At 40.2% G+C, this 26,637-nt stretch carries 23 protein-coding genes, 1 tRNA gene, 2 rRNA genes and 1 pseudogene; 26 read left to right on the top strand and 1 reads right to left on the bottom strand.

The features are described 5' to 3' along the window. Positions 1–40 precede the first annotated feature (40 nt). The 4 genes from gatC to SanJ4206_RS07510 all read left to right on the top strand — a co-directional run bounded on the left by gatC (position 41) and on the right by SanJ4206_RS07510 (position 4,228). Complete coding sequence (gatC, locus tag SanJ4206_RS07525) at positions 41–343, top strand: Asp-tRNA(Asn)/Glu-tRNA(Gln) amidotransferase subunit GatC (RefSeq protein WP_003028817.1); 303 nt, start codon at positions 41–43, stop codon at positions 341–343. Next, positions 343–1,809: an Asp-tRNA(Asn)/Glu-tRNA(Gln) amidotransferase subunit GatA gene (gene gatA / locus SanJ4206_RS07520; protein WP_003028819.1), complete on the top strand. Its 1,467-nt coding sequence runs from the start codon at positions 343–345 to the stop codon at positions 1,807–1,809. Before gatC ends, gatA begins: the two co-directional genes overlap by 1 nt. Beyond that, positions 1,809–3,242 carry an Asp-tRNA(Asn)/Glu-tRNA(Gln) amidotransferase subunit GatB gene (gene gatB / locus SanJ4206_RS07515; protein ID WP_003028821.1) on the top strand — a complete coding sequence of 478 codons (1,434 nt, stop codon included), beginning with the start codon at positions 1,809–1,811 and terminating at the stop codon, positions 3,240–3,242. Before gatA ends, gatB begins: the two co-directional genes overlap by 1 nt. A gap of 74 nt (positions 3,243–3,316) precedes the next feature. Next, complete coding sequence (locus SanJ4206_RS07510) at positions 3,317–4,228, top strand: DMT family transporter (RefSeq protein WP_003028823.1); 912 nt, start codon at positions 3,317–3,319, stop codon at positions 4,226–4,228. Between the two features lie 31 nt (positions 4,229–4,259). Here the strand turns inward: SanJ4206_RS07510 and SanJ4206_RS07505 are convergent, their stop codons facing one another. Then, the gene (locus SanJ4206_RS07505) at positions 4,260–4,886 is read right to left on the bottom strand and encodes a TVP38/TMEM64 family protein (protein ID WP_003028826.1); all 627 of its coding nucleotides are present in this window, start codon (positions 4,884–4,886) and stop codon (positions 4,260–4,262) included. A 149-nt stretch (positions 4,887–5,035) separates the two neighbouring features. Between SanJ4206_RS07505 and SanJ4206_RS07500 the strand changes: the two genes are divergently transcribed. The 22 genes and pseudogenes from SanJ4206_RS07500 (at position 5,036) to SanJ4206_RS07400 (ending at position 26,463) form a co-directional block, all read left to right on the top strand. Beyond that, the gene (locus SanJ4206_RS07500; RefSeq protein WP_022525446.1) at positions 5,036–5,563 is read left to right on the top strand and encodes a YqeG family HAD IIIA-type phosphatase; all 528 of its coding nucleotides are present in this window, start codon (positions 5,036–5,038) and stop codon (positions 5,561–5,563) included. Positions 5,564–5,565: 2 nt separating this feature from the next. Continuing rightward, positions 5,566–6,672 carry a ribosome biogenesis GTPase YqeH gene (gene yqeH, locus SanJ4206_RS07495; RefSeq protein ID WP_003028829.1) on the top strand — a complete coding sequence of 369 codons (1,107 nt, stop codon included), beginning with the start codon at positions 5,566–5,568 and terminating at the stop codon, positions 6,670–6,672. A 157-nt stretch (positions 6,673–6,829) separates the two neighbouring features. After that, a complete protein-coding gene (gene yhbY / locus SanJ4206_RS07490; protein WP_003028831.1) occupies positions 6,830–7,141 on the top strand; it encodes a ribosome assembly RNA-binding protein YhbY in 312 nt (103 codons plus the stop codon). A gap of 12 nt (positions 7,142–7,153) precedes the next feature. Then, the gene (locus tag SanJ4206_RS07485; protein ID WP_003028835.1) at positions 7,154–7,795 is read left to right on the top strand and encodes a nicotinate-nucleotide adenylyltransferase; all 642 of its coding nucleotides are present in this window, start codon (positions 7,154–7,156) and stop codon (positions 7,793–7,795) included. Further along, entirely contained in the window at positions 7,785–8,381 is a 597-nt protein-coding gene (yqeK, locus tag SanJ4206_RS07480; protein ID WP_157622094.1) for a bis(5'-nucleosyl)-tetraphosphatase (symmetrical) YqeK, read from the top strand. Before SanJ4206_RS07485 ends, yqeK begins: the two co-directional genes overlap by 11 nt. Next, positions 8,378–8,890 carry a cysteine hydrolase family protein gene (locus SanJ4206_RS07475; RefSeq protein ID WP_003028840.1) on the top strand — a complete coding sequence of 171 codons (513 nt, stop codon included), beginning with the start codon at positions 8,378–8,380 and terminating at the stop codon, positions 8,888–8,890. Before yqeK ends, SanJ4206_RS07475 begins: the two co-directional genes overlap by 4 nt. Next, on the top strand, positions 8,891–9,256 hold the full coding sequence (gene rsfS, locus SanJ4206_RS07470) for a ribosome silencing factor (protein ID WP_003028842.1): 366 nt from the start codon (positions 8,891–8,893) through the stop codon (positions 9,254–9,256). A gap of 87 nt (positions 9,257–9,343) precedes the next feature. Further along, a complete protein-coding gene (locus SanJ4206_RS07465) occupies positions 9,344–10,078 on the top strand; it encodes a class I SAM-dependent DNA methyltransferase (RefSeq protein ID WP_003028847.1) in 735 nt (244 codons plus the stop codon). Between the two features lie 103 nt (positions 10,079–10,181). After that, positions 10,182–12,233, top strand: coding sequence for a DUF262 domain-containing protein (locus SanJ4206_RS07460; RefSeq protein WP_003028850.1), 2,052 nt, complete (start codon positions 10,182–10,184; stop codon positions 12,231–12,233). Positions 12,234–12,444: 211 nt separating this feature from the next. Further along, positions 12,445–13,536 (top strand): nucleotidyltransferase, encoded by a 1,092-nt coding sequence (locus SanJ4206_RS07455; protein WP_003028852.1) that lies wholly within the window; start codon positions 12,445–12,447, stop codon positions 13,534–13,536. Positions 13,537–13,651: 115 nt separating this feature from the next. After that, entirely contained in the window at positions 13,652–14,368 is a 717-nt protein-coding gene (locus SanJ4206_RS07450; protein WP_003028853.1) for a YebC/PmpR family DNA-binding transcriptional regulator, read from the top strand. A gap of 415 nt (positions 14,369–14,783) precedes the next feature. Further along, a complete protein-coding gene (locus SanJ4206_RS07445) occupies positions 14,784–15,185 on the top strand; it encodes a helix-turn-helix domain-containing protein (RefSeq protein ID WP_003028855.1) in 402 nt (133 codons plus the stop codon). 137 nt (positions 15,186–15,322) lie between these two features. Further along, positions 15,323–15,780 (top strand): annotated as a pseudogene (locus SanJ4206_RS10070) (SulP family inorganic anion transporter); the annotation flags it as partial. A gap of 81 nt (positions 15,781–15,861) precedes the next feature. Then, a complete protein-coding gene (locus SanJ4206_RS10050; RefSeq protein WP_255261429.1) occupies positions 15,862–15,990 on the top strand; it encodes a hypothetical protein in 129 nt (42 codons plus the stop codon). A gap of 171 nt (positions 15,991–16,161) precedes the next feature. After that, on the top strand, positions 16,162–16,986 hold the full coding sequence (locus tag SanJ4206_RS07435; RefSeq protein WP_003028861.1) for an amino acid ABC transporter substrate-binding protein: 825 nt from the start codon (positions 16,162–16,164) through the stop codon (positions 16,984–16,986). 156 nt (positions 16,987–17,142) lie between these two features. After that, complete coding sequence (locus tag SanJ4206_RS07430; RefSeq protein WP_003028865.1) at positions 17,143–17,994, top strand: MetQ/NlpA family ABC transporter substrate-binding protein; 852 nt, start codon at positions 17,143–17,145, stop codon at positions 17,992–17,994. Positions 17,995–18,079: 85 nt separating this feature from the next. Next, complete coding sequence (locus tag SanJ4206_RS07425; protein WP_003028867.1) at positions 18,080–19,453, top strand: M20/M25/M40 family metallo-hydrolase; 1,374 nt, start codon at positions 18,080–18,082, stop codon at positions 19,451–19,453. Continuing rightward, on the top strand, positions 19,446–20,507 hold the full coding sequence (locus SanJ4206_RS07420) for a methionine ABC transporter ATP-binding protein (protein ID WP_003028871.1): 1,062 nt from the start codon (positions 19,446–19,448) through the stop codon (positions 20,505–20,507). The genes SanJ4206_RS07425 and SanJ4206_RS07420 overlap by 8 nt, the downstream gene beginning before the upstream one ends. Then, on the top strand, positions 20,508–21,200 hold the full coding sequence (locus tag SanJ4206_RS07415) for a methionine ABC transporter permease (protein ID WP_003028872.1): 693 nt from the start codon (positions 20,508–20,510) through the stop codon (positions 21,198–21,200). It abuts the gene before it with no gap. A gap of 413 nt (positions 21,201–21,613) precedes the next feature. Further along, positions 21,614–23,169: ribosomal RNA gene (locus SanJ4206_RS07410) — 16S ribosomal RNA — on the top strand. A 56-nt stretch (positions 23,170–23,225) separates the two neighbouring features. Further along, positions 23,226–23,298 (top strand) — tRNA-Ala (locus tag SanJ4206_RS07405). 264 nt (positions 23,299–23,562) lie between these two features. After that, positions 23,563–26,463: ribosomal RNA gene (locus tag SanJ4206_RS07400) — 23S ribosomal RNA — on the top strand. The 16S and 23S rRNA genes sit together here with 1 tRNA gene alongside, the layout of an rRNA operon. Positions 26,464–26,637 lie beyond the last annotated feature (174 nt).

Genomic DNA, 26,637 nt, shown 5'->3' with positions numbered 1-26,637 from the left:
CGGTTATGCTGAAAAATAAAAGAAGAGAAAGGAAACAGAGATGAAAATTACTCAAGAGGAAGTAACGCATGTTGCCAACCTGTCAAAACTCGCTTTTTCACCTGAAGAAACAGCAGAATTTGCGACAACTTTGTCAAAAATTGTGGACATGGTGGAGTTGTTAAACGAAGTTGATACAACTGGTGTGCCTTTTACATCAAACGTGGCAGAAAATGTCAACTATATGCGTGAAGATGTAGCAGTTGCAGGTTGGAATCGAGAAGAACTTTTCCAAAATGTGCCTGAAAAAGAGCGAGGCTATATCAAAGTGCCTGCTATTCTAGATGACGGAGGAGACGCCTAATGACTTTGAATCAAAAAACAATTGAAGAATTGCATGATCTCCTTGTCAAAAAGGAACTTTCCGCAGTTGAGCTGACGAAAGCTACTCTGGAAGATATTAAGAGTCGAGAAAGTGCAGTTGATAGCTTTATTACGATTAGTGAAGAAGAAGCATTGGCGCAAGCAGCAGCAGTAGACACGAAGGGAATTGATGCAGATAATCTTATGAGCGGGATTCCACTAGCTGTTAAGGACAATATTTCTACTAAGGGGATTTTAACGACAGCTGCGTCAAAAATTCTTTACAATTATAAGCCAATTTTTGATGCAACCAGTGTCGAAAAACTCCATGAGAAAGATATGATTGTCATTGGTAAGACCAATATGGACGAATTTGCCATGGGTGGCTCCAGTGAAAATTCTTATTTTAAGACTACAAAAAATGCTTGGGACACTACCAAAGTTCCCGGTGGTTCATCTGGTGGTTCAGCGACAGCAGTTGCTTCTGGTCAGGTTCGCTTGTCTCTAGGTTCTGATACCGGTGGCTCGATCCGTCAGCCAGCTTCCTTTAACGGAGTGGTCGGACTGAAGCCAACTTATGGACGAGTTTCTCGCTTTGGGCTCATTGCTTTTGGTAGCTCGTTGGATCAAATCGGACCTTTTGCTCAGACGGTCAAAGAAAATGCTCAGCTTTTGGGCGTAATTGCAGGCAATGATAAAAAAGACTCAACCTCTTCTCAACGAACTGTTCCTGATTTCACTAGCAAGATTGGTCAAGATATTAAAGGATTGAAAATTGCTCTTCCAAAAGAATATATGGGTGAAGGGATTGATGAAAAAGTCAAGGAACGCATTTTGGCAGCTGCTAAACATTTGGAAAGTCTGGGAGCGATTGTTGAAGAAGTCAGCCTGCCGCACAGCAAATATGGGGTAGCGGTTTACTATATCATCGCTTCCTCTGAAGCCAGCTCTAACTTGCAACGTTTCGATGGGATTCGTTATGGCTATCGGGCAGATGAGATTGAGAACTTAGAAGATGTCTATGTCAAGTCTCGTAGCCAAGGTTTTGGTGAGGAAGTAAAGCGCCGGATTATGTTGGGAACATTTAGTCTATCTTCTGGTTATTACGATGCTTATTTCAAGAAAGCAGGTCAAGTTCGGACGCTCATTATGCAGGATTTTGCCAAGGTATTTGAAAAGTATGATTTGATTTTAGGACCAACTGCACCAACGGTTGCTTACGACTTAGGAACTCAAAGTCACGATCCAGTAGCGATGTATTTGGCTGACCTTTTGACAATTCCGGTCAATTTGGCAGGGCTTCCTGGTATTTCTATTCCAGCAGGCTTTGCGGACGGACTTCCGGTTGGTCTGCAATTGATTGGAAATCATTTTGATGAAGAAACGATTTATCAAGTGGCAGCTGCTTTTGAAGCAACGACAGACTACCACAAGCAAAAACCAGTCATTTTTGGAGGTGAAAAATAATGAACTTTGAAACGATTATTGGACTGGAAGTCCACGTTGAATTAAAAACAAATTCAAAAATTTTCTCACCAGCACCGGCTCATTTCGGAGAAGATCCAAATACCAACACCAATATCATTGACTGGTCTTTCCCAGGTGTCTTGCCGGTGATGAACAAGGGAGTTATTGATTACGGTATTAAGGCTGCTCTGGCGCTCAATATGGACATTCATCAAAAGATGCACTTTGACCGCAAGAATTATTTCTATCCAGATAATCCGAAAGCTTACCAAATCTCTCAATTTGACGAGCCAATTGGCTACAATGGCTGGATTGAGATCGAATTAGAAGACGGTACGACTAAGAAAATTCGCATTGAGCGGGCTCATTTGGAAGAAGACGCTGGAAAGAACACTCACGGCAGTGATGGTTATTCTTATGTTGACCTTAACCGCCAAGGCGTGCCGCTGATTGAGATTGTTTCAGAAGCGGATATGCGAAGTCCAGAAGAAGCCTATGCTTATCTGACAGCTCTCAAGGAAATCATCCAGTATACTGGCATTTCTGATGTCAAAATGGAAGAAGGGTCCATGCGCGTGGATGCCAATATTTCTATCCGTCCTTATGGTCAAGAAGAATTTGGAACCAAGACAGAACTAAAAAATCTTAATTCCTTCAACTTTGTTCGCAAAGGTCTGGCTTTTGAGGAAAAACGTCAGGCTGAGATTTTGCGCAGCGGTGGTCAAATTCGTCAAGAAACCCGTCGGTATGACGAAGTAACGGGTGAAACCCTGCTTATGCGGGTCAAGGAAGGCTCGGCTGACTATCGTTACTTCCCAGAGCCTGACCTACCAAACTTTGAGATTGATGATAGTTGGATTGAGTCAGTGCGCTCAGATTTACCAGCCTTTCCAAAAGAACGTCGGGCTAAGTACAAGGCAGACTTTGGATTGTCAGACTATGATGTCAAGCAATTGACAGCAACGAAGAGTATCTCTGACTTCTTTGAAGCTGCAGTGACAGCGGGCGGAAACGCAAAATCTGTGTCAAACTGGCTCCAAGGTGAGGTTGCTCAATACCTCAATGCTGAAGATAAAACGATTGAAGAAATCGGTTTGACACCAGTCAACTTGACTGAAATGTTGAGTTTGGTGGCTGACGGTACGATTTCCTCTAAAATTGCCAAAAAAGTCTTTGTTCATTTGGCGAAGAATGGTGGTTCAGCCAAGGAATACGTTGAAAAAGCTGGCTTAGTGCAGATTTCTGACCCAGCACAACTTCTGCCAATCATCCAGCAAGTCTTTGCAGATAATGAAAAAGCAATCAACGACTACAAGGGTGGCAACAAGAATGCAGCCAAGTCCCTGATCGGTCAGCTCATGAAAGCTACCAGAGGTCAAGCCAATCCACAAGTAGCTCAAAAACTTCTTAATGAAGAATTGGCAAAGTTGTAAAATCTAAAAAAATCAGTCGTTTCGGCTGATTTTTTGTGCTATAATCATAGAATGGAAAAGCTTGGGGGTAGGATATGTCAAAAATAGCAAAAGGCACCATTTTAACCTTAGTCGCAGGAATTGCATGGGGATTGTCTGGGACGAGCGGACAATACTTGATGACGCATGGATTTCCTGTTTTAGTTTTAACGAATATTCGACTTTTAATTGCAGGATTTCTGTTGGTATTGTATATGGTGCTAACTAATCGTAGAAAATTGGTTGAAATGCTAAAAGATCAAAAAGCGATGATGTCTTTGACGCTGTTTGCTTTATTAGGATTGTTGCTCAATCAATTTGCTTATTTAAAATCTATTTATGAAAGCAATGCAGGAACGGCAACCGTTTTACAATATGTCTGTCCGGTGGGAATCCTTGCTTACACTTGTCTCAAAGACTGTGTTGCACCTACTGTGACAGAAGTATTGTCTATGATATTAGCGGTTGGTGGAACCTTTTTGATTGCTACCCATGGACAATTCAATCAGTTATCTGTCACACCTACAGGACTATTCTGGGGATTGTTTGCAGCCTTTACTTACGCTTTGTATATTCTTATTCCGATTCAGCTGATAAAGATGTGGGGCAGTATTTCAGTGATTGGAGTGGGTATGATGTTAGCAGGCATTGTCTTAACGCCATTTAGCGGTATTTCACATTTTCATTGGCAGTTGTCAACGGAAGTATATCTGGCTTTAGTAGGGATTATTCTAGTAGGGACAATTATCGCCTATACGCTATTTCTCAAAGGAACTAGTTTGGTTGGACCGGTAAAATCTAGCCTTCTAGCAGCTGTTGAGCCTATATCGGCTGTATTTTTTGCCTTTCTCATAATGCACGAGCAATTTTACTTTTTGGATTTTGTCGGGATGTTCATGATTTTATCAGCAGTTGCCTTGATTTCTATAAAAGATTTGATATTGGAAAAACGAAAAGGCATTTTATAAAAAGACAGAGCCGTTTGTTTCGCTCTGCCTTTTATTTTGAAAATAATTGCCAAAAGAAATCAATAATATATGTCAAACCGTAAGTGTAGATGACTAGTGTGATTGGTTTGCACAAAATGATAATCATCATATATTTCTTAAAGGTCATCTTTGTTAAGGCTGCTAACATACAAAGAAAATCCGCTGGGCTGATAGGCCAAATCATCATAAAGATGAAAAAACGCTCAAAACGATTGTCTTCATCCAGCCAACCGATGTACTTATCATAGGTGCGTTTGCTGACGACCGATTGGACAAAAGCAGAACCGTAGGTACGCGCTAGGTAAAAAATAATAGCACAGCCGATGACGATGCCGATATAATTATAAATGGTTCCAATGATATGACCATAAATAAAAACACCAGCAACCGAAGTCAAAGCTCCAGGAATAATAGGAACAACTGTCTGTAAGATTTGTAAGAAAATAAAGAGTGGCGGTCCCCAAATGCCAGCTTGCTTAATAAAGTCTGACAGAGTTTCTTTGGATTGTAAAATGCCAGTATAATAGGCCCAGATACAGAAAATTACTGTTCCAACTGCTCCAACAATAGAAGACCAGTTGATAAATTTTTGTAAAAGAGGGGAGACGGCAGTCATTTTCTTACTCGTATTTGCCATAAGTTCCTCCGTGTTAAATTCTCTATTCTTACTATAACATTTTTAAACATTTTTTGGCAAATTGTACATAAAATCGATGAAAAAATCTAGGGTGCGAAAACTCTTTTTTTATGTTAAAATAGGTAGAAGTATAATGTTTGGAGAGAAATGTGGCAATTGAAAACTACATGCCTGATTTTGCGATTGAGGCAGTTTATGATTTGACAGTTGAAAGTTTAAAAAAACACGGTATCAAGGCTGTTTTGGTGGATTTAGATAATACTCTTATCGCATGGAACAATCCCGACGGAACGCCAGAAATGAAGCAGTGGCTCCATGATGTGCGCGATGCAGGGATTCGGATTATTGTGGTGTCCAATAACACTAAAAAACGAGTCAAACGAGCAGTTGAAAAGTTTGAAATTGACTATGTCTGTTGGTCTATGAAACCATTCACTTGGGGGATTGATCGGGCGCTGAAAGAATTTCATTTTGAGAAAAATGAAGTAGTCATGGTGGGAGATCAGCTCATGACGGACATTCGAGCTGCTCATAGAGCCGGAATTCGTTCGATTTTGGTTAAGCCACTGGTTGAGCATGATTCGTTAAAGACCCAGATTAACCGAGCTCGTGAGCGTCGTGTGTTGAAAAAAATCACCGAAAAATATGGACCGATTGAGTATAAAAAAGGAATTTAAGTATGGAAGACATTCTCTGTATTGGGTGTGGAGCACCGATTCAGACAAAATATAAGGATAGGCTTGGCTACACCCCTCAGTCGGCTTTGGAAAAGGGAATGGAGACAGGTGAGCTGTATTGTCAGCGCTGTTTCCGTCTGCGTCACTACAACGAAATTACCGATGTGCAATTGACAGACGATGATTTTCTCAGACTTCTCCACGAAGTCGGCGACAGCAATGCTCTCGTAGTCAATGTAGTAGATATTTTTGATTTTAATGGTTCGGTGATTCCGGGTTTGCCACGCTTTGTGGCTGGTAACGATGTGCTGTTGGTCGGGAATAAAAAAGATATTCTCCCTAAGTCGGTTAAGACGAGCAAGGTTGCCCAATGGCTGACGGAGCGGGCTCACGAGGAAGGACTGCGCCCTGTTGATGTAGTTTTGACTTCAGCTCAAAACAAGCAAGCGATTAAAGAATTGATTGAAAAGATTGAGCAATATCGGAAAGGCCGAGATGTTTATGTGGTCGGCGTGACCAATGTTGGTAAGTCCACCCTTATCAATGCTATTATTCAGGAAATTACTGGGGATAAGGAAATCATTACGACTTCGCGTTTTCCAGGAACTACACTGGATAAGATTGAAATTCCGCTGGCTGACGGCAGTCATATCTACGACACACCAGGGATTATCCACCGCCACCAAATGGCTCATTATCTGTCTGCTAAAAATCTCAAATATATCAGTCCGAAAAAGGAAATCAAGCCCAAAACATATCAACTCAATCCTGAACAAACCCTCTTTTTAGGGGGCTTGGGACGCTTTGATTTTGTGTCGGGTGATAAGCAGGGCTTTACGGCTTATTTTGACAATGAGCTCAAATTGCACCGTACCAAGCTTGCGGGAGCGGGAGAATTTTATGAAAAGCATGTTGGCTCTTTGCTAACACCGCCCTCTAAAAAAGAAGTATCAGATTTTCCTCAGTTAGTCAAACATGAGTTGAAAATTGAAGCCAAAACAGATGTAGTTTTTTCAGGCTTGGGCTGGATTCGTGTGACAGGACCAGCAAAGATTGCAGCCTGGGCACCAGATGGAGTAGCAGTAGTGATCCGCAAAGCCATTATCTAAGGAATTCTAGTAGAAAACCGTCACAGTTAAACCAATTTTTAGAAAGGAATTGAACACGAGCTAAAAACTCGGAAAATAGCTAAATTCTCTTAGAATCATTGATTCTTCGCTGAATTTCCTAGTTTTCTGTAGGTTTTGACGCTCTTTGTATCTTATCATGTCATTAACATCAAAACAACGGGCTTTTTTAAATAACCAAGCTCATAGTCTCAAACCAATCATTCAGATTGGCAAAAACGGTCTCAACGACCAGATTAAAACGAGTGTCCGTCAAGCTTTAGATGCTAGAGAATTGATTAAAGTAACTCTTCTGCAAAATACAGATGAGAACATCCATGAAGTAGCAGAAATTCTCGAAGAGGAAATCGGTGTGAATACTGTTCAAAAAATTGGTCGCACTTTAATTCTGTACAAGCAGTCTAGCAAAAAAGAAAACCGCAAAATTTCAGTAAAGGTAAAAGAAATTTAGAGGAAGCAGCCTATGGCAATTGAATTACTGACTCCTTTCACCAAGGTGAAGTTGGAACCAGAAGTAAAAGCAAAAAAAAGAAAGCAAGTTGGGATTTTAGGCGGAAATTTCAATCCAGTTCACAATGCCCATTTGGTCGTAGCTGATCAAGTTCGGCAACAATTATGTTTAGATCAGGTCTTGCTGATGCCTGAGTATGAGCCACCACATGTTGATAAGAAATCAACGATTGATGAGAAGCACCGACTGAAGATGCTGAAGTTGGCAATTGAAGGCATTGAAGGTCTGGGAATTGAAACCATTGAGTTAGAGAGAAAGGGTATTAGTTACACCTATGATACGATGAAATTCTTGACGGAAAAACATCCAGATACAGATTATTATTTCATCATCGGAGCGGATATGGTAGATTACCTTCCCAAGTGGCATCGAATTGACGAATTAGTTGATTTGGTGCAATTTGTTGGTGTTCAGCGTCCCCGTTATAAAGCTGGTACCTCTTATCCAGTTATCTGGGTAGATGTGCCGTTGATGGATATTTCTTCGAGTATGGTTCGAGATTTTCTGGCTCAAGGTCGGACGCCTAATTTTCTCCTACCCAAGCCAGTTTTAGACTATATTGAGAAAGAAGGGCTTTACAATAATGGGATATGAAACTTACGTGGGAATTTCTCGTGAGCAGCTTTTAGTCAAAATGCAGCATCTTTTACCAGAGAAACGTTTTAAACATTGTCTAGGAGTGGAACAAGCAGCGATTGACTTGGCAGAGCGCTTCGGTGTAGATGTAGAAAAAGCTGGTTTGGCAGGTCTGCTCCATGATTATGCAAAAAAGCTCTCTGACGAAGAATTTCTGGCACTGATTGATAAGTATGCTCTGGATCCAGCATTGAAAGATTGGGGAAATAATGTCTGGCATGGCATGGTCGGCATTTATAAAATTCAGGAAGATTTAGGATTGACAGATCCAGAAATTTTACGAACTATCGAAGTTCATACCGTAGGTTCTGCCCAAATGTCCGATTTAGATAAGGTGGTCTACGTAGCAGACTATATTGAGCCTAATCGGAACTTTCCAGGAGTGGAGCAAGCACGTGAAATTGCTAAAAAATCGTTAAATAAGGCGGTTGCCTACGAAACAGCGCGGACGGTAGAGCACCTGGCACATAAGGGCTTGCCTATCTTCCCACAAACCATTGAGACTTATAATGCGTATGTTGGCTTTATGAAAGATGACAAATGAAAATGGCTCTGTTAGTGATTGATATTCAAACAGCCTTGATAGAGGCTAAACCGTATGCTGTTGATAACTGCTTATCTGTCTGGCAAAAAGCAATCGCCACTTGTCGTGAGAAAAACATTGAAGTGATTTATGTCCGCCACAATGACGACGAACGACTGACAGGAAGTCATGGCTGGGAAATTTACGGAGTTATTGCTCCAGAAGTTGGCGAAAAAATCTTTGATAAACATTATAATAGTGCTTTTAAAGAAACTCATTTACAGACTTATCTGGATAGCCAAGCTATTGAGCGGCTGATTATCATTGGCATGGCAACGAATTATTGCATTGATACGACTGTTAAGGTAGCGTTTGAGTTTGGTTATGATTTGGCAGTTGTTAAAAATGGCACGACTACCTTTGCTGAAAGAGAAATTACAGCAGAACAATTAATACAGCATTATGAAAACGCTTGGAACGGACGTTTTGCCCAAGTGGCTGATTTAGAAGAAATTTTAAAAGAGGATTAAATGGATAAAAAAGAACTATTAGAAATTGTTGTAAAAGCAGCGGATGAAAAACGAGCAGAAGACATTACTGTGCTAGATTTGCAAGAATTGACGACGATGACAGACTATTTTGTCATTGCCAGCTCTATGAATAGCCGTCAACTAGAAGCGATTGCTGATAATATTCGTGAAAAAGTTACAGAAGCAGGGCAATCAGCTAGCCATGTAGAAGGAGACTCTGCTGGAGGCTGGGTGCTTTTGGATCTAGGCGGGGTGGTTGTTCATATTTTTTCTGAGGAAATGCGGAATCACTACAACCTTGAAAAACTCTGGCATGAAGCCGTTGGTGTGGATGTGACACCATTGCTTGAGAAACAAACCTTGTAGATAAAAAACGATGAGGGTTGAGGACATTGTCCCAACCTCTTTCAATGAGAAGAAAGGAAGAGTACCTTTTTGGTACTTCTAGATAAGATGACAACTTATGAAACCTTCGCATCAGTCTATGATGCTATTATGGATGATAGTCTTTATGATAAATGGACCGATTTTTCGCTCCGCCATTTTCCAAAAAATAAGAAAAAGCTCTTAGAATTAGCTTGTGGAACAGGGATTCAATCCGTACGCTTTGCCAAAGCTGGCTTTGATATGACGGGATTGGATTTGAGTGATGAGATGCTTGAAATCGCTCGTAAACGTGCCAAAGAAGCAGGTGAAGCTATTGAATTCAGACAGGGCAACATGCTTGATTTGTCGCAAGCTGGGAAATACGACTTGGTGACTTGTTACTCTGATTCAATTTGCTACATGGCCGATGAAGTTGAAGTCGGTGATGTCTTTCAGCAAGTTTACAACTGTTTGAACGAAGGCGGCGTTTTCATTTTTGATGTGCACTCAACTTACCAGACAGATACCGTCTTTCCTGGTTATTCTTACCATGAAAACGCTGATGAATTTGCCATGGTCTGGGATACATACGCCGATGAGGCGCCACATTCAGTCGTGCATGAATTGACCTTTTTCTTGCAAGACGAAGACGGGCGCTTCACACGTTACGACGAAGTCCATGAAGAGCGCACTTACGAAATTTTGACCTATGATATTTTACTAGAAAAAGCTGGATTTAAAATTGTTAAGGTTTATGCAGATTTTGAAGACCAAGCACCGAAAAAAGAAAGCAAACGTTGGTTTTTTGTGTGTGAGAAGTGAGGGAAATAGTAGAGTGATAAAGTAGTAGTTTTAAATGGCAATGAAAGTAAACAAACAATAATATTGTTATGTTTGAGGTAGTTAAAAAGAAAAGAGGATAACAATGCTTGGTAATTTAGAAACTTTAGATGTAATACTTCGTGAAAATTTATTGAGAATTCCAGATTATCAAAGGGGATATTCATGGAAAAATAAAGAAATACAAGATTTTTGGGAAGATATAGAATTAATTGATGAACATCGTAATCATTATGCGGGTGTTTTAACTTTTGAACAAGTAGATAGTAAGATTTATAGTAATTGGAATAAAGAAAAATGGTTAATAACTGAAAGACGTATGAAACCATTCTATATCGTTGATGGGCAACAGCGTTTGACTACCGCTGTTATACTACTAGTCACTATTTTAGAAGTTGCTAAGGAGTATCATACTGATAAAAAATTAGATACCAATAGAACAATTGAATCTATATATAGTGATTACATAGCGCAAGAAAAAGATGGGAATAAAACATATAAATTTTTGTACGATAATACTAGTGATAGTTTAGCTTTTTACATTAAAGAAATTTTAAAAGATGATTTTCCAGTAAATACTGATTTTGTTGTGGAGGAAAATCAGTATTCCAATAATTTGAAAGATGCTAAAGAATTTTTTACCATTCAGTGTAAAAAATTAAGTTTTGAAAATCTTGATAAATTACTAAAGAAACTTTTATACAATATTGTTTTTAATAAGTACATAATTGATGAGGAATTAGATATTTTTGTTACATTTGAGACAATGAATAATCGAGGAAAGCCTCTATCAAAACTGGAGTTGTTGAAAAATAGATTGATTTATTTAACGATGCTTTTACAAACTAATGATAGTGCAAAAGCTAATTTAAGAGAACAAATTAATGAGTGTTGGAAAAAACTATATAGATATTTAGGTTTGGAAGAGCTCAATTATACTAATGATACTTTGTTAGGAACTAGTATATTTAGGCGAGGATTAGATGATTCTTTTTTGGTACAACAAATAGATTGTTATAAACCTTTAAAAAAGTATATTAGCGCAAAAGAAGAAGAGGGAAAAATCCAAAATTCAAATAGTAAAGTTGATTTTCTATTGGATAATTATTTTACTGCTAGCAATGTGATTAATAAAGTTATCAGTATAAATGACATAAGAAGTTATATTGATGATTTAGCTAATAAAATAACATTATGGGTTTGGTTAAATAATCCTTTTCAGTATTCAGCAATTAGTTTTGAAGAGGCTAAATTGTTAAATGGAATTAAGATCTTACTCAATTCTAGAAAAAATAATTTTATTTTTAACGCAATATTCCCTGTAGATTCACTGAAGAGAATTATTTTCTCTTTGTATGGCGATGAGAATTGTGATGAAAAAAAACGGATAGCAATATTACAACAATTTGAATCTGCTTTACTTATAAGATTGTTTTTGAGTAATTTAAAATATAAAGGCAATTATGATAAAATGTTCTCATTTATTGAATTGAGTGAATTCTCTATACAATTGCGAGATTTTGGTGAAAATGAAGAATATGATTATTTGGATTATCTCAATAAGTTAAGAATAACAGTTAATAAGTTGAAACAAGCATTTGTTACTGGAAAATTCTTTAATAATACAAAAGTAGATTCGTTTTACTTTTATAAAAATAATAAACGAGTTGCAAAATATATTCTGTATAATTTAGAAGCTTATTTAATTGAAGAGGCAAGAGACCCAGAGTATGAGAAAAAAATTAGTGAACTCTTTTCTCATTTTGAGAGTGATTTTTATAATATCGAGCATATATATCCTAAAGCAGGTCGAAATACATATTGGGATCGTCAATTTGGTGATTTTACAGATAAGGAAAAAAATAAGTTCAAACATTCCTTACCAAATTTATTGTTGATTGGCAAAAAAAAGAATGGTTATCTTGCTGATAAATCATATCCAGACAAAAGAAAAAAAGGAGATTGCTGTTATGAGTTTGGTATTTTATCAGAGAGAAAGTTGGCAAGAGACTTTGAAGATTGGACTGTTGAATCTATTTATCAAAGATCTGAATCTTTGAAAAAATATATTAATAGACGCTGGGGAATTGCTTTCGCTAATAATGATATTTTTAAACAATTTATAGGATTGAAATGATAATTCTATTATGTAATTCGATATGAAACTATTTAAAAGTGTTGGAAAAACATTTACAAATAGGAATTGTTGAAGAAATTTGTTAACTAAATTATAGATATAAAATTATTTATCTATTCTTTGTTGAAACTGATAAAACAAAAGTAGGGTCTTATAACTTTCTAATTGATTAATGAAATAATGGAGTATGAATAGTAAATAGGAGCGCCACATGACTATCACCGGTATCATTGCAGAATTCAACCCCTTCCACAATGGTCATAAATACTTGCTAGAGCAGGCTAAAGGTTTGAAAATTATTGCTATGAGCGGTAATTTTGTCCAACGTGGTGAGCCTGCGATTGTGGATAAGTGGACACGCGCGGAAATGGCTCTGCGAAATGGCGCTGATTTGGTGGTTGAATTACCATTTTTGGTGGCTGTTCAGTCAGCTGACTACTTCGCACAAGGAGCAGTAGATATTTTAGAGCGCCTTAGTGTGAATAAGTTGACCTTTGGCACGGAAGAGGTCTTAGATTATCAACACTTTTCACAGATTTATATAGATAATCAACAGAAAATGGTGGACTACGTACAAAGTTTGCCAGATGATTTGTCTTATCCACAGAAAACACAGAAAATGTGGGAAAAGTTTGCTGGTGTGAAATTCACAGGCAATACACCCAATCACATTTTAGGACTTTCTTATGCCAAAGCTTGTGCTGGAAAGGCTATTGAGATTCTTCCAATCAAGCGTCAAGGAGCTGGCTATCATTCGCAAGTCGTAAATTTAAAATATGCCTCAGCTACGGCTCTTAGAGAGCGTCTTAATTATCCAGATTTTCTGGAGAAATTTACCCCGGCTCATGAACTGCTGATTCAGTCTCCCAAAGTGACCTGGTCAGCACTTTATCCTTTGCTGCGTTACCAGATTATCAGTCATCCCGATTTGACGAGTTTTTATCAGGTTAATCGAGAACTTTCGGTACGCTTGCAGGAAGCAGTGAAAACCAGTTATAGCGTAGAGGAGTTGGTCGAACAAGTCGCAACCAAGCGATATACGAAAGCACGAATCAGACGAATTCTGACTTATATTTTGGTCGGTGCAAGAAATGATCAGTTGCCTAGCGGTATTCATATCTTGGGCTTTACTCAAGCAGGTCGAGAACATCTTAAAAAGATGAAAGGGAAAACAGACTTCGTCAGTCGCATCGGTCAAGAACCATGGGATTCCTTAACCCAGCGAGCTGATTGTATTTATCAGCTAGGGAATGCCCAGCTAGAAGAGCAGAATTTTGGGAAAATCCCGATAATGGTAGATTGATGCAAAAATTATTTTATAGAGCTGGTTATTGTCAATAATTTGCTAGTGAAATTCAACCTGACTTGTGATATAATAAAAAAGATTGAAAAAGTGAAAATCTAAAGGAGAACATCCAATGGGACGTAAATGGGCCAATATTGTGGCGAAAAAAACTGCCAAGGACGGTGCAAACTCAAAAGTTTATGCTAAATTTGGTGTTGAAATCTATGTAGCAGCTAAAAAAGGAGAGCCAGATCCAGAATCGAACTCAGCTTTGAAATTTGTTATTGAACGTGCGAAGCAAGCGCAAGTGCCAAAGCATGTTATTGACAAAGCGTTAGATAAGGCAAAAGGAAATACAGACGAAACCTTTACTGAAGGACGTTATGAGGGCTTTGGTCCAAATGGTTCAATGCTTATTGTGGATACACTAACTTCAAATGTCAATCGTACCGCAGCAAATGTTCGTTCTGCCTTTGGTAAAAATGGTGGAAACATGGGAGCGAGTGGCTCAGTGTCTTATATGTTTGATAATAAAGGTGTGATTGTGTTTGCAGGAGACGATGCAGATAGCGTCTTTGAACAATTGTTAGAAGCAGATGTAGACGTAGATGACGTTGAAGCAGAAGACGGTACTATCACCGTTTATATAGCACCAACAGATTTGCACAAAGCCTTGACTGCTCTCCGCGAATCTGGTGTAGAAGAATTCCAAGTTACCGAATTGGAAATGATTCCACAATCTGATGTGGTATTATCAGGCGAAGATTTAGAAACATTTGAAAAGTTGTATGCTGTTTTAGAAGACGACGAAGATGTCCAAAAGATTTATACAAATGTAGAAGGATTTTAATAGTGAAGAAAGAGTCCGACAGCTACTGCGTCAAGAGTTTTTTACTAATACAGATTGAGACTGAGATAATTTTGTCCCAGTCTCTTTTTTTGTTACTTACTAATCTCTCAGTGTTTTTTAAGAAATTTAGTTATAAGACCGTAAGTATGTTGAGCTAGTATCTTCTTTACTTTGATAGAGTAGACATGAAGTTTGGTAGAAAAGGTGGCTAGCTAATAATATGTAGTTGAAGAGTGAGGTTGGTTTCCAAGACTGCTTGTTGTAGCTTAGTTTATTCTAAAAATTCAAATAAGGAGCGTAAAAAGCAGACAAACCAGTGATAAACTATAAGTTGAGAGAAGTAAACTATTGGTCGATTGAGTTTGTAAGAAAAGGTGCTACAATATAATTAGCAAATGGAGGGAGGAAAAATCTGATGAAAAAACAAACACTAGGTATGATGATTTCATCATTAAGGAAAGCAAAAGGGATGACACAATTAGAACTGGCTGAAAAGATGGGGGTCACTGATAAGGCTGTTTCAAAATGGGAAAGAGATTTATCCTATCCAGATATTAATACCATTCCTAAATTAGCAGACCTGTTTGATACATCGGTAGATGAGCTGATGCAAGGACAGACAGTGATGAAAGAAAACAAGAAAAATAGAAAATCTGATATTGTTGACACCGTGTTGAGAGGACTTGGAGTAGCCATGGGGATTGTTGTAGTGGTTTTATCTGCTTTAGGAAAAGTGGACACTAAGGCTGCACTGACAATGCTTGGACTTGGTTTAGCCAGCTTTTCTATCTCCTCACTAAAGGATAGAAACGAATGAGAATAATTGTTAAAGGCGTTGGTGAAATAACTATCGCCTTTTCTGGTAAGTTTTCATATTCAGGTCATCTAGAGATTTTACATGGGGTTATATTACAATGGTAATAAGATTCTCGCAAGCGTCTGGGAACAGGGGAAATGGACGCTTTTAAGCATATCAATCCTAAGTTTTTAGTATGGTAAAGAATTATTCGGGTGCACAATTTGTCAAAGACCTTGTAGCTAGATTATCGTGGCAATTATTGCCTTACCATTGTCAATTGCTTTAGCGATTGCTTCGAGGGTCAATCTAGAGCAAGATCTTTATACAGCTGTTGTAGTTGGTTTTTTCATTTCCTTTTTTAGGTGGGAGTCGTGTTCAGATTGGTGAGCCAACAGCCGCTTTGGTTGTTATCATTTATGGAATTATTGCGCAATACGTTCTGGCTGGTCTGACAGTGGCTGCTTTCTTAGCTGGTCTTATGCTCATCGGCATAGGTTTGTTGCATTTTGATGATCTGATTAAATTTATTTCAAAGACCATCACTGTTGGATTTACCCTTGAAATTGCCGTTGGAATCATCGTTGGACAAATCAAGGACTTATTTTGTCTGAACAAGGTAAAAATGTCTTAATTCTTCGTATGCGCAGTGTGTCTGCAATGGATATTTCAGGATTGGATGCTCTTGAAGAGCTCCTTGGCAAATGTCAACGAACAACCTTATCATGTCATGGAAAAAGCAAGCTTTATTGATAGAGTTGGTGCAGACAACTTTTGTGCTAATATTGATGTCGCTTTAACGCGCGCAGCTAGTTTAGAAAAGTAATTGAGTTTTCCACTATTCGTCAAATGTATCAATGGTTGGTAAAAATCTGATTTCGTTTAGCTCTACTTGATAAAGAAAATCTATCACTTTGATAAAAATCAAATAATAGTCAAGAAGGAAAATATTTGATATGATAAGATTTATCTTAATGAAAGAGGTTATTATAGGAATATGAAAAAAGTGTTAAAATATTCTTCTTTAACAGCCCTTGGGCTTTTGACAATAGGAGCTTTAGCAGCGTGCTCCAATTCAAAATCAACGACTTCATCTGGAAAAACAGAAATTAAAGTCGCAACGAATGCTTCACCCAAGCCGTTTAACTATGAAGAAAATGGTAAACTAACAGGTTATGAAATCGAAGTCGTTCGTGCGATCTTCAAAGATTCTGACAAATACAAGGTAAAATTTGAAACAACAGAGTGGTCAGGTATTTTCGCAGGTCTGGATAGTGATCGCTACCAAATGGCGGTCAACAATATCAGCTATACAAAAGAACGTGCAGGAAAGTATTTGTATGCAGCTCCAACTGCTAAAAATCCAAACGTTTTAGTGGTGAAAAAATCTGATAAAAGCATTCAATCGCTGGATGATATTGGTGGGAAAACAACAGAAGTTGTACAAGGGACAACGACTGCAGCACAATTAGAAAAATACAACCAAGAACATTCTGGCAATCCAACGAAAATTAGCTATACAAAAGCAGATTTTCAACAGATTATGAGTCATTTAAACGACGGTAAGTTTGATTATAAGATTTTTGATAAAATTGGTGTAGAAACAGTCATTAAAAATCAAAAACTGGACAACTTGAAAGTGATTGATTTACCAAGTGACCAACAACCTTATGTTTATCCACTTTTAGCAAAAGGACAAGATGAGTTGAAAACATTTGTTAATAGGCGTATTCAAGAGTTGTATAAAGACGGAACTCTGGAAAAACTATCCCAAAAATTCTTTGGCGGTAGTTACTTGCCAGTAGAAGCAGATGTGAAATAAGAGAATGTAAAGCCAGCTAGTTTCAAAGTTTCAGCTGGTTTTCTTACACAAAACAGTTATAGTTTATAACTATACCCTTTGTTATGAAATAACAATTTGTCAATCAGGTAAATATGTGCGATACTATTTTCATAAGATTTTTAAAGGAGACAGAAAATGAAATTTAAAAAATGGTTTGGAATAACAGCTCTAGCAGCTGTAGCAGTGATTGGCTTAGCAGCTTGTGGTTCAGAAAATAAAAGTGACGACGCCAAAACGATTAAAGTTGGTGTAATGACAAAGAGTGACTCAGAGGAAAAACGCTGGGACAAGATTCAAGAATTGTTGAAAAAAGATAATATCAAGTTGAAATTTACAGAATTTACGGACTACTCGCAACCAAATAAAGCGGTCGCTGATGGTGAAGTGGATATCAATGCTTTCCAACATTACTATTTCTTGAACAACTGGAACAAGGAAAACAAGCAAAACTTAGTTGCAACTGCTGAAACTTATATCTCACCAATTCGCCTCTACTCTGGTACCAAAAATGGAAAAAATAAATATACGAAAGTAGATCAAATTCCAAATGGTGCAGAAATTGCAGTTCCAAATGATGCGACAAATGAAAGTCGAGCGCTTAATTTATTGCAATCTGCAGGATTGATTAAATTAGACAAGTCTGGAAATGAATTGGCAACTGTGGCAAATATCAAAGAAAATCCGAAAAAATTGAAAATTACAGAATTGGATGCTAGTCAAACAGCTCGCTCATTGACTTCAGTAGATGCAGCCGTTGTAAACAATACATTTGTAACAGAAGCAAAATTGGACTATAAAAAAGCCTTGTTCATTGAACCGAAAGATAAAAATTCAAAACAATGGTTTAACATCATTGCAGCTAAAAAAGATTGGGAAAAATCTCCAAAAGCAGATGCCATTAAGAAACTCATTAAAGCTTATCATTCAGATGAAGTGAAAAAAGTGGTTGAAGAAACATCAGACGGTTTAGACCAACCGGTTTGGTAATCTTTATTTCATTAGCTGTATTTCAGTCTAAAAACTCAGTTGGAATTACCGACTGAGTTTTGTCGCCATTCTATAAGGAGAAAATATGACATTTTCAAGTGAAGAAGAGCAAATTAAAAAATTTGAACAAGATATAGTAACACAAGAATATATCGCCATTTTACGAACTTTGATTGCTAAAAAATCAATCTTCGCTCAACAAGTCGGTTTACAAGAAGTGGCTGCTTATCTAAAAGAAATCTTTACAAGAGCTGGTGCGGAGGTGGAATTAGATGACAACTATACAGCGCCATTTGTGATAGCGAAGTTTAAAAGTTCAAACCCTACAGCTAAGACAATTATTTTTTATAATCACTACGACACGGTTCCGGCAGATAGCGATCAGATTTGGACAGATGATCCATTTACCTTATCTATTCGAGACGGTGGCATGTATGGTCGCGGAGTAGATGATGACAAAGGACATATTATCGCGCGTTTGACGGCTATGCAAAAATATTTACAAAAGCATAAAACGTTACCTGTCAATGTCATTTTTATGATGGAAGGAGCAGAAGAGTCTGCTTCTGTTGATTTAGAAAAATACCTAGCCAAACACAAGGTGCTTCTGCAAGGGGCAGATCTTCTCGTTTGGGAACAAGGAATTAAAAATTCTTTGGGTCAACTAGAAATTTCTGGTGGGAACAAGGGAATTGTGACCTTTGATATGAAGGTCAAAAGTGCGGAAGTGGATATTCATTCTAGCTTTGGTGGTGTGATTGATTCGGCTTCTTGGTACTTGTTGAACGCCCTTGCTAGCTTGAGAGATAAGGATGGATGTATTCAGGTAGAAGGGCTTTATGATCAAGTAATCACACCTAATCAACGAGAGTTAGCTTTAGTGGAACAATACGCTCAGCGCAGTCCAGAAGAAGTAGAAACTATTTATGGTTTGGAATTACCTTTATTACAAGAAGAGAAAAAATCTTTTTTAAATCGAATTTTCTTTGAACCATCTTTGAACATTGAAGGAATTACTTCTGGTTACCAAGGTCAAGGAGTGAAGACGATTCTTCCGTCAGAAGCTTCGGCAAAAGTAGAGGTTCGCTTAGTGCCAGGACTGGAACCACATGGAGTATTGGAACTGATTCGCAAACAACTCGACAAAAATGGTTTTGATAAGGTAGAATTAGTTTATACTTTGGGAGAAATGAGCTATCGTAGTGATATGAGTGCGTTGCCGATTTTAAATGTCATTGAACTAGCTAAGAAATTCTATCAAAAAGGAGTTTCTGTCTTACCAACTACAGCAGGTACAGGACCGATGCACACGGTATTTGAAGCACTTGAGGTACCAATGGTCGCCTTTGGACTTGGAAATGCGAATAGTCGAGACCATGGCGGTGACGAAAATGTCCGCATTGTAGATTATTACACCCATATTGAATTAGTAGAGGAGCTGATTGCAAGTTATGAGTAAAGAAATGATTCAGTTAGATCACATTGATGTAACCTTTCAACAAAAGAAACGTCAGATTCAAGCAGTTAAAGATGTGACGATTCATATTCAAGAAAGAGATATCTATGGAATTGTCGGTTATTCTGGGGCTGGGAAATCAACCTTGGTTCGTGTCATTAACCTACTGCAAGTTCCAACGAGCGGGAAAATTATTGTAGATGATGATGTTCTTTTTGACAATAAAGTAACCTTGACAGCAGAACAGCTGCGCCGCAAACGTCAAGACATCGGCATGATTTTTCAACATTTTAATCTGATGAGTCAATTGACGGCAGAAGAAAATGTCGCTTTTGCGTTGAAACATTCTGGTCTATCAAAAGAAGAAAAGAAAGAAAAAGTGCGTACCCTGTTGGAGTTGGTCGGTTTAGCCGATCGTGCTGAAAATTATCCTTCTCAGCTTTCCGGAGGGCAAAAACAGCGGGTTGCCATTGCGCGTGCTTTAGCAAATGACCCTAAAATCTTGATTTCTGATGAATCAACCTCAGCTCTAGATCCAAAAACAACTAAACAAATTTTAGCTCTTTTACAAGATTTAAATCAAAAGCTGGGATTAACAATTGTTTTGATTACTCATGAGATGCAAATTGTCAAAGACATCGCTAATCGTGTCGCAGTTATGCAGGACGGTCAACTGATTGAAGAAGGTTCTGTTTTGGATATTTTCTCTAATCCTCAGCAAGACTTAACCAAAGACTTCATCGCGACTGCAACAGGAATTGATGAAGCTATGGGCAAGATTGAGCAACAAGAAATTGTCAAACATTTGGCGAAAAATAGTCTCTTGGTGCAAATGAAGTACGCAGGAACCTCTACAGATGAACCCTTGCTGAATGAAATTTACAAACATCATCAAGTTACTGCCAATATACTCTATGGAAATATTGAAATTTTAGGTGGAACACCTGTCGGAGAATTGGTCGTTGTTTTATCTGGTGAAAAGGAAAATCTAACAGCGGCTAAAGCAGCCATTCGTGAAGCTGGTGTTCAATTGACAGTATTGAAGGGAGAAGCATAGATGGAAAACTTTATTCAAACATACTTGCCGAATGTTTATCGAATGGGTTGGAGCGGTCAAGCTGGCTGGGGAACAGCTATTTACTTGACGTTATATATGACAGTTATTTCTTTTATTATTGGTGGATTATTGGGGTTAATTGCAGGGCTTTTTCTTGTTTTGACTGCTCCAGGTGGTGTCTTGGAAAATAAAATAGTTTTTTGGATTTTAGACAAAATCACGTCTATCTTCCGCGCCATCCCATTTATTATTTTGTTAGCTGTTCTTTCACCTTTTTCACACTTGATTGTGGGGACTAGTATTGGACCAAACGCAGCTATTGTACCACTTTCTTTTGCCGTATTTGCTTTTTTTGCTCGCCAAGTTCAAGTTGTTCTCGCCGAATTGGACGGCGGTGTTATTGAAGCTGCTCAGGCAAGCGGAGCGACTTTCGGTGACCTAGTTGGTGTCTATCTACGTGAAGGTTTGCCAGATTTGATTCGTGTGACAACAGTCACTCTTATTTCTCTCGTTGGCGAGACTGCAATGGCTGGTGCTGTCGGTGCTGGAGGAATCGGGAATGTTGCGATTGCTTATGGCTTCAATCGCTATAATAACGATGTAACTATTTTAGCAACGATCATTATTATTGTACTTATCTTTGCCATTCAGTTTGCTGGTGATTTTTTGACTAGAAAATTAAGTCATAAATAGGATAGCTGAGATGATTGTTAGAGATAAACAATAAATATATAGAAAAATGATATAAAAGTTCTATGATAATAGGTCATAGAATTTTTATTTTATACATATTTTCTATTTCGTATGACCAGCGCAAGTACTTATCTGAGGCGTTTTTTCATATCATCAGCTGGCTAACTTCATTTCAGAACTTTTCTTTTTCAAAGGTCACAAAAAACAAGAAAAATAAAAAAAGATGAAAAAAGGTATTGACAAGAAGAGAAGGAGGTGATATACTAAGATAGTTGTCGCTTGAGGGGCGACAAAGACCTTTGAAAACTGAACAAGACGAACCAATGTGCAGGCGACTGTTTAAGAACAGTCCGTCAAACATTAAAAAGAAACAATAAATCTGTCAGTGACAGAAATGAGTGAGAGCTCAAACTTTATATGAGAGTTTGATCCTGGCTCAGGACGAACGCTGGCGGCGTGCCTAATACATGCAAGTAGGACGCACAGTTTATACCGTAGCTTGCTACACCATAGACTGTGAGTTGCGAACGGGTGAGTAACGCGTAGGTAACCTGCCTATTAGAGGGGGATAACTATTGGAAACGATAGCTAATACCGCATAACAGTATGTAACACATGTTAGATGCTTGAAAGATGCAATTGCATCGCTAGTAGATGGACCTGCGTTGTATTAGCTAGTAGGTAGGGTAATGGCCTACCTAGGCGACGATACATAGCCGACCTGAGAGGGTGATCGGCCACACTGGGACTGAGACACGGCCCAGACTCCTACGGGAGGCAGCAGTAGGGAATCTTCGGCAATGGGGGGAACCCTGACCGAGCAACGCCGCGTGAGTGAAGAAGGTTTTCGGATCGTAAAGCTCTGTTGTTAAGGAAGAACGAGTGTGAAAATGGAAAGTTCATACTGTGACGGTACTTAACCAGAAAGGGACGGCTAACTACGTGCCAGCAGCCGCGGTAATACGTAGGTCCCGAGCGTTGTCCGGATTTATTGGGCGTAAAGCGAGCGCAGGCGGTTAGAAAAGTCTGAAGTGAAAGGCAGTGGCTCAACCATTGTAGGCTTTGGAAACTGTTTAACTTGAGTGCAGAAGGGGAGAGTGGAATTCCATGTGTAGCGGTGAAATGCGTAGATATATGGAGGAACACCGGTGGCGAAAGCGGCTCTCTGGTCTGTAACTGACGCTGAGGCTCGAAAGCGTGGGGAGCGAACAGGATTAGATACCCTGGTAGTCCACGCCGTAAACGATGAGTGCTAGGTGTTAGGTCCTTTCCGGGACTTAGTGCCGCAGCTAACGCATTAAGCACTCCGCCTGGGGAGTACGACCGCAAGGTTGAAACTCAAAGGAATTGACGGGGGCCCGCACAAGCGGTGGAGCATGTGGTTTAATTCGAAGCAACGCGAAGAACCTTACCAGGTCTTGACATCCCGATGCTATTTCTAGAGATAGGAAGTTTCTTCGGAACATCGGTGACAGGTGGTGCATGGTTGTCGTCAGCTCGTGTCGTGAGATGTTGGGTTAAGTCCCGCAACGAGCGCAACCCTTATTGTTAGTTGCCATCATTGAGTTGGGCACTCTAGCGAGACTGCCGGTAATAAACCGGAGGAAGGTGGGGATGACGTCAAATCATCATGCCCCTTATGACCTGGGCTACACACGTGCTACAATGGCTGGTACAACGAGTCGCAAGCCGGTGACGGCAAGCTAATCTCTGAAAGCCAGTCTCAGTTCGGATTGTAGGCTGCAACTCGCCTACATGAAGTCGGAATCGCTAGTAATCGCGGATCAGCACGCCGCGGTGAATACGTTCCCGGGCCTTGTACACACCGCCCGTCACACCACGAGAGTTTGTAACACCCGAAGTCGGTGAGGTAACCGTAAGGAGCCAGCCGCCTAAGGTGGGATAGATGATTGGGGTGAAGTCGTAACAAGGTAGCCGTATCGGAAGGTGCGGCTGGATCACCTCCTTTCTAAGGAAAAAACGGAAGCCATTGAGTTTGTCTTGTTTAGTTTTGAGAGGTCTTGTGGGGCCTTAGCTCAGCTGGGAGAGCGCCTGCTTTGCACGCAGGAGGTCAGCGGTTCGATCCCGCTAGGCTCCATTAGGATAGAATCCTACTGAACTTAATAAAGAAGTGAAGTTGCATATGAGACTAACTTCTTAGGAAAAAAGATAAACTTCCTTGTGTTCGACGAACACAGCGTCAGTTTCCTATTTTTCTACAGAAGTTTTCGCAAGCGAACCGTCTCTTAATATCCTAAGATTAGCACATTGAAAATTGAATAACGATATCAAATAGTAACAAGAAAATAAACCGAAAACGCTGTGAATATTAATGAGTATATGACTGAGAGGTCAAAGATAAGGTTAAGTTAGTAAGGGCGCACGGTGGATGCCTTGGCACTAGGAGCCGAAGAAGGACGTGACAAACGACGAAATGCCTTGGGGAGCTGTAAGTAAGCGTAGATCCAGGGATATCCGAATGGGGGAACCCAGCAGGTACTACCTGTTACCCATCTCTGTTAAGGAGATGAGGAGGAAGACGCAGTGAACTGAAACATCTAAGTAGCTGCAGGAAGAGAAAGCAAAAGCGATTGCCTGAGTAGCGGCGAGCGAAAGGGCAAGAGGGCAAACCGAGAAGTTTACTTCTCGGGGTTGTAGGACTGCGATGTGGACTTAAAGATTATAGAAGAAAACCTTGGGAAAGGTTGCCAGAGAGAGTAAGAGCCTCGTATTTTAAATAGTCTTTATACCTAGCAGGATCCTGAGTACGGCGGGACACGAGGAATCCCGTCGGAATCTGGGAGGACCATCTCCCAACCCTAAATACTCCCTAGTGACCGATAGTGAACCAGTACCGTGAGGGAAAGGTGAAAAGCACCCCGGGAGGGGAGTGAAAGAGAACCTGAAACCGTGTGCCTACAACAAGTTCGAGCCCGTTAATGGGTGAGAGCGTGCCTTTTGTAGAATGAACCGGCGAGTTACGTTATGATGCGAGGTTAAGTTGAAGAGACGGAGCCGTAGGGAAACCGAGTCTGAAGAGGGCGCCATAGTATCATGACGTAGACCCGAAACCATGTGACCTACCCATGAGCAGGTTGAAGGTGAGGTAAAACTCACTGGAGGACCGCACCAGGGCACGTTGAAAAGTGCTTGGATGACTTGTGGGTAGCGGAGAAATTCCAAACGAACTTGGAGATAGCTGGTTCTCTCCGAAATAGCTTTAGGGCTAGCGTCGACAGAAAGATTCTTGGAGGTAGAGCACTGTTTGGGTGAGGGGTCCATCCCGGATTACCAATCTCAGATAAACTCCGAATGCCAAAGAATTATGGTCGGCAGTCAGACTGCGAGTGCTAAGATCCGTAGTCGAAAGGGAAACAGCCCAGACCACCAGCTAAGGTCCCAAAATAATTGTTAAGTGGAAAAGGATGTGGGGTTGCACAGACAACTAGGATGTTAGCTTAGAAGCAGCTATTCATTCAAAGAGTGCGTAATAGCTCACTAGTCGAGTGACCCTGCGCCGAAAATGTACCGGGGCTAAAACAATTTACCGAAGCTGTGGATCCTTTAGGGGATGGTAGGAGAGCGTTCTATGTGTGGTGAAGGTGTACCGTGAGGAGCGCTGGAACGCATAGAAGTGAGAATGCCGGTATGAGTAGCGCAAGACAGGTGAGAATCCTGTCCACCGTAAGACTAAGGTTTCCAGGGGAAGGCTCGTCCGCCCTGGGTTAGTCGGGACCTAAGGAGAGACCGAAAGGTGTATCCGATGGCCAACAGGTAGAGATTCCTGTACTAGAGTATAGAGTGAAGGAGGGACGCAGTAGGCTAACTCAAGCGTGCGAATGGAAGAGCACGTCTAAGCAGTGAGGTGTGATAGGAGTCAAATGCTTCTATCTGTAACATTGAGCTGTGATGGGGAGCGAAGTTTAGTAGCGAAGTGAGTGACGTCACACTGCCAAGAAAAGCTTCTAGCGTTAATTTATACTCTACCCGTACCGCAAACCGACACAGGTAGTCGAGGCGAGTAGCCTCAGGTGATCGAGAGAACTCTCGTTAAGGAACTCGGCAAAATGACCCCGTAACTTCGGGAGAAGGGGTGCTCAGTGTAACTGAGCCGCAGTGAATAGGCCCAAGCAACTGTTTATCAAAAACACAGCTCTCTGCTAAATCGTAAGATGATGTATAGGGGGTGACGCCTGCCCGGTGCTGGAAGGTTAAGAGGAGTGCTTAGACGTAAGTCGAAGGTATGAATTGAAGCCCCAGTAAACGGCGGCCGTAACTATAACGGTCCTAAGGTAGCGAAATTCCTTGTCGGGTAAGTTCCGACCCGCACGAAAGGCGTAATGATTTGGGCACTGTCTCAACGAGAGACTCGGTGAAATTTTAGTACCTGTGAAGATGCAGGTTACCCGCGACAGGACGGAAAGACCCCATGGAGCTTTACTGCAGTTTGATATTGAGTGTCTGTGCCACATGTACAGGATAGGTAGGAGCCAAAGAGATCGGGACGCCAGTTTCGATGGAGGCGATGTTGGGATACTACCCTTGTGTTATGGCCACTCTAACCCGGATAGGTAATCCCTATCGGAGACAGTGTCTGACGGGCAGTTTGACTGGGGCGGTCGCCTCCTAAAAGGTAACGGAGGCGCCCAAAGGTTCCCTCAGATTGGTTGGAAATCAATCGCAGAGTGTAAAGGTATAAGGGAGCTTGACTGCGAGAGCAACAACTCGAGCAGGGACGAAAGTCGGGCTTAGTGATCCGGTGGTTCCGTATGGAAGGGCCATCGCTCAACGGATAAAAGCTACCCTGGGGATAACAGGCTTATCTCCCCCAAGAGTTCACATCGACGGGGAGGTTTGGCACCTCGATGTCGGCTCGTCGCATCCTGGGGCTGTAGTCGGTCCCAAGGGTTGGGCTGTTCGCCCATTAAAGCGGCACGCGAGCTGGGTTCAGAACGTCGTGAGACAGTTCGGTCCCTATCCGTCGCGGGCGAAGGAAATTTGAGAGGATCTGCTCCTAGTACGAGAGGACCAGAGTGGACTTACCGCTGGTGTACCAGTTGTTCTGCCAAGAGCATCGCTGGGTAGCTATGTAGGGAAGGGATAAACGCTGAAAGCATCTAAGTGTGAAACCCACCTCAAGATGAGATTTCCCATAACGTTATGTTAGTAAGAGCCCTGAGAGAAGATCAGGTAGATAGGTTAGGAGTGGAAGTTGTGTGAGCAATGGAGCGGACTAATACTAATAGCTCGAGGACTTATCCGAGAAGAAGTAATGAGAACGTGAAGAAAAGCGTATGATTTATCTAAATCACTAGCTTTTTAGTTCGAATACAATTACTTAAGTAATGAAGGCAGATCTAGTAAGGATCTAGCTGGAGTACAATTTCATTGAGAAAGATAGCGTAGAGGTAAATCTTTTACAATTTGAGACGTTATT

The organism is Streptococcus anginosus (genome assembly GCF_001697145.1).
GTDB classification, from domain to species: domain Bacteria; phylum Bacillota; class Bacilli; order Lactobacillales; family Streptococcaceae; genus Streptococcus; species Streptococcus hominis.
Note: the sequence above shows the minus strand (reverse complement) of the source record. Positions and strands in the feature narration are given on the sequence as shown.

Excerpts from the sequence above, each read along its gene's own strand:
- gatC (WP_003028817.1), top strand. The coding sequence starts at position 41 with ATGAAAATTACTCAAGAGGAAGTAACGCATGTTGCCAACCTGTCAAAA.
- gatA (WP_003028819.1), top strand. The coding sequence starts at position 343 with ATGACTTTGAATCAAAAAACAATTGAAGAATTGCATGATCTCCTTGTC.
- gatB (WP_003028821.1), top strand. The coding sequence starts at position 1,809 with ATGAACTTTGAAACGATTATTGGACTGGAAGTCCACGTTGAATTAAAA.
- SanJ4206_RS07510 (WP_003028823.1), top strand. The coding sequence starts at position 3,317 with ATGTCAAAAATAGCAAAAGGCACCATTTTAACCTTAGTCGCAGGAATT.
- SanJ4206_RS07505 (WP_003028826.1), bottom strand. The coding sequence starts at position 4,886 with ATGGCAAATACGAGTAAGAAAATGACTGCCGTCTCCCCTCTTTTACAA.
- yqeH (WP_003028829.1), top strand. The coding sequence starts at position 5,566 with ATGGAAGACATTCTCTGTATTGGGTGTGGAGCACCGATTCAGACAAAA.
- yhbY (WP_003028831.1), top strand. The coding sequence starts at position 6,830 with ATGTCATTAACATCAAAACAACGGGCTTTTTTAAATAACCAAGCTCAT.
- SanJ4206_RS07485 (WP_003028835.1), top strand. The coding sequence starts at position 7,154 with ATGGCAATTGAATTACTGACTCCTTTCACCAAGGTGAAGTTGGAACCA.
- yqeK (WP_157622094.1), top strand. The coding sequence starts at position 7,785 with ATGGGATATGAAACTTACGTGGGAATTTCTCGTGAGCAGCTTTTAGTC.
- SanJ4206_RS07475 (WP_003028840.1), top strand. The coding sequence starts at position 8,378 with ATGAAAATGGCTCTGTTAGTGATTGATATTCAAACAGCCTTGATAGAG.
- rsfS (WP_003028842.1), top strand. The coding sequence starts at position 8,891 with ATGGATAAAAAAGAACTATTAGAAATTGTTGTAAAAGCAGCGGATGAA.
- SanJ4206_RS07465 (WP_003028847.1), top strand. The coding sequence starts at position 9,344 with ATGACAACTTATGAAACCTTCGCATCAGTCTATGATGCTATTATGGAT.
- SanJ4206_RS07460 (WP_003028850.1), top strand. The coding sequence starts at position 10,182 with ATGCTTGGTAATTTAGAAACTTTAGATGTAATACTTCGTGAAAATTTA.
- SanJ4206_RS07455 (WP_003028852.1), top strand. The coding sequence starts at position 12,445 with ATGACTATCACCGGTATCATTGCAGAATTCAACCCCTTCCACAATGGT.
- SanJ4206_RS07450 (WP_003028853.1), top strand. The coding sequence starts at position 13,652 with ATGGGACGTAAATGGGCCAATATTGTGGCGAAAAAAACTGCCAAGGAC.
- SanJ4206_RS07445 (WP_003028855.1), top strand. The coding sequence starts at position 14,784 with ATGAAAAAACAAACACTAGGTATGATGATTTCATCATTAAGGAAAGCA.
- SanJ4206_RS07435 (WP_003028861.1), top strand. The coding sequence starts at position 16,162 with ATGAAAAAAGTGTTAAAATATTCTTCTTTAACAGCCCTTGGGCTTTTG.
- SanJ4206_RS07430 (WP_003028865.1), top strand. The coding sequence starts at position 17,143 with ATGAAATTTAAAAAATGGTTTGGAATAACAGCTCTAGCAGCTGTAGCA.
- SanJ4206_RS07425 (WP_003028867.1), top strand. The coding sequence starts at position 18,080 with ATGACATTTTCAAGTGAAGAAGAGCAAATTAAAAAATTTGAACAAGAT.
- SanJ4206_RS07420 (WP_003028871.1), top strand. The coding sequence starts at position 19,446 with ATGAGTAAAGAAATGATTCAGTTAGATCACATTGATGTAACCTTTCAA.
- SanJ4206_RS07415 (WP_003028872.1), top strand. The coding sequence starts at position 20,508 with ATGGAAAACTTTATTCAAACATACTTGCCGAATGTTTATCGAATGGGT.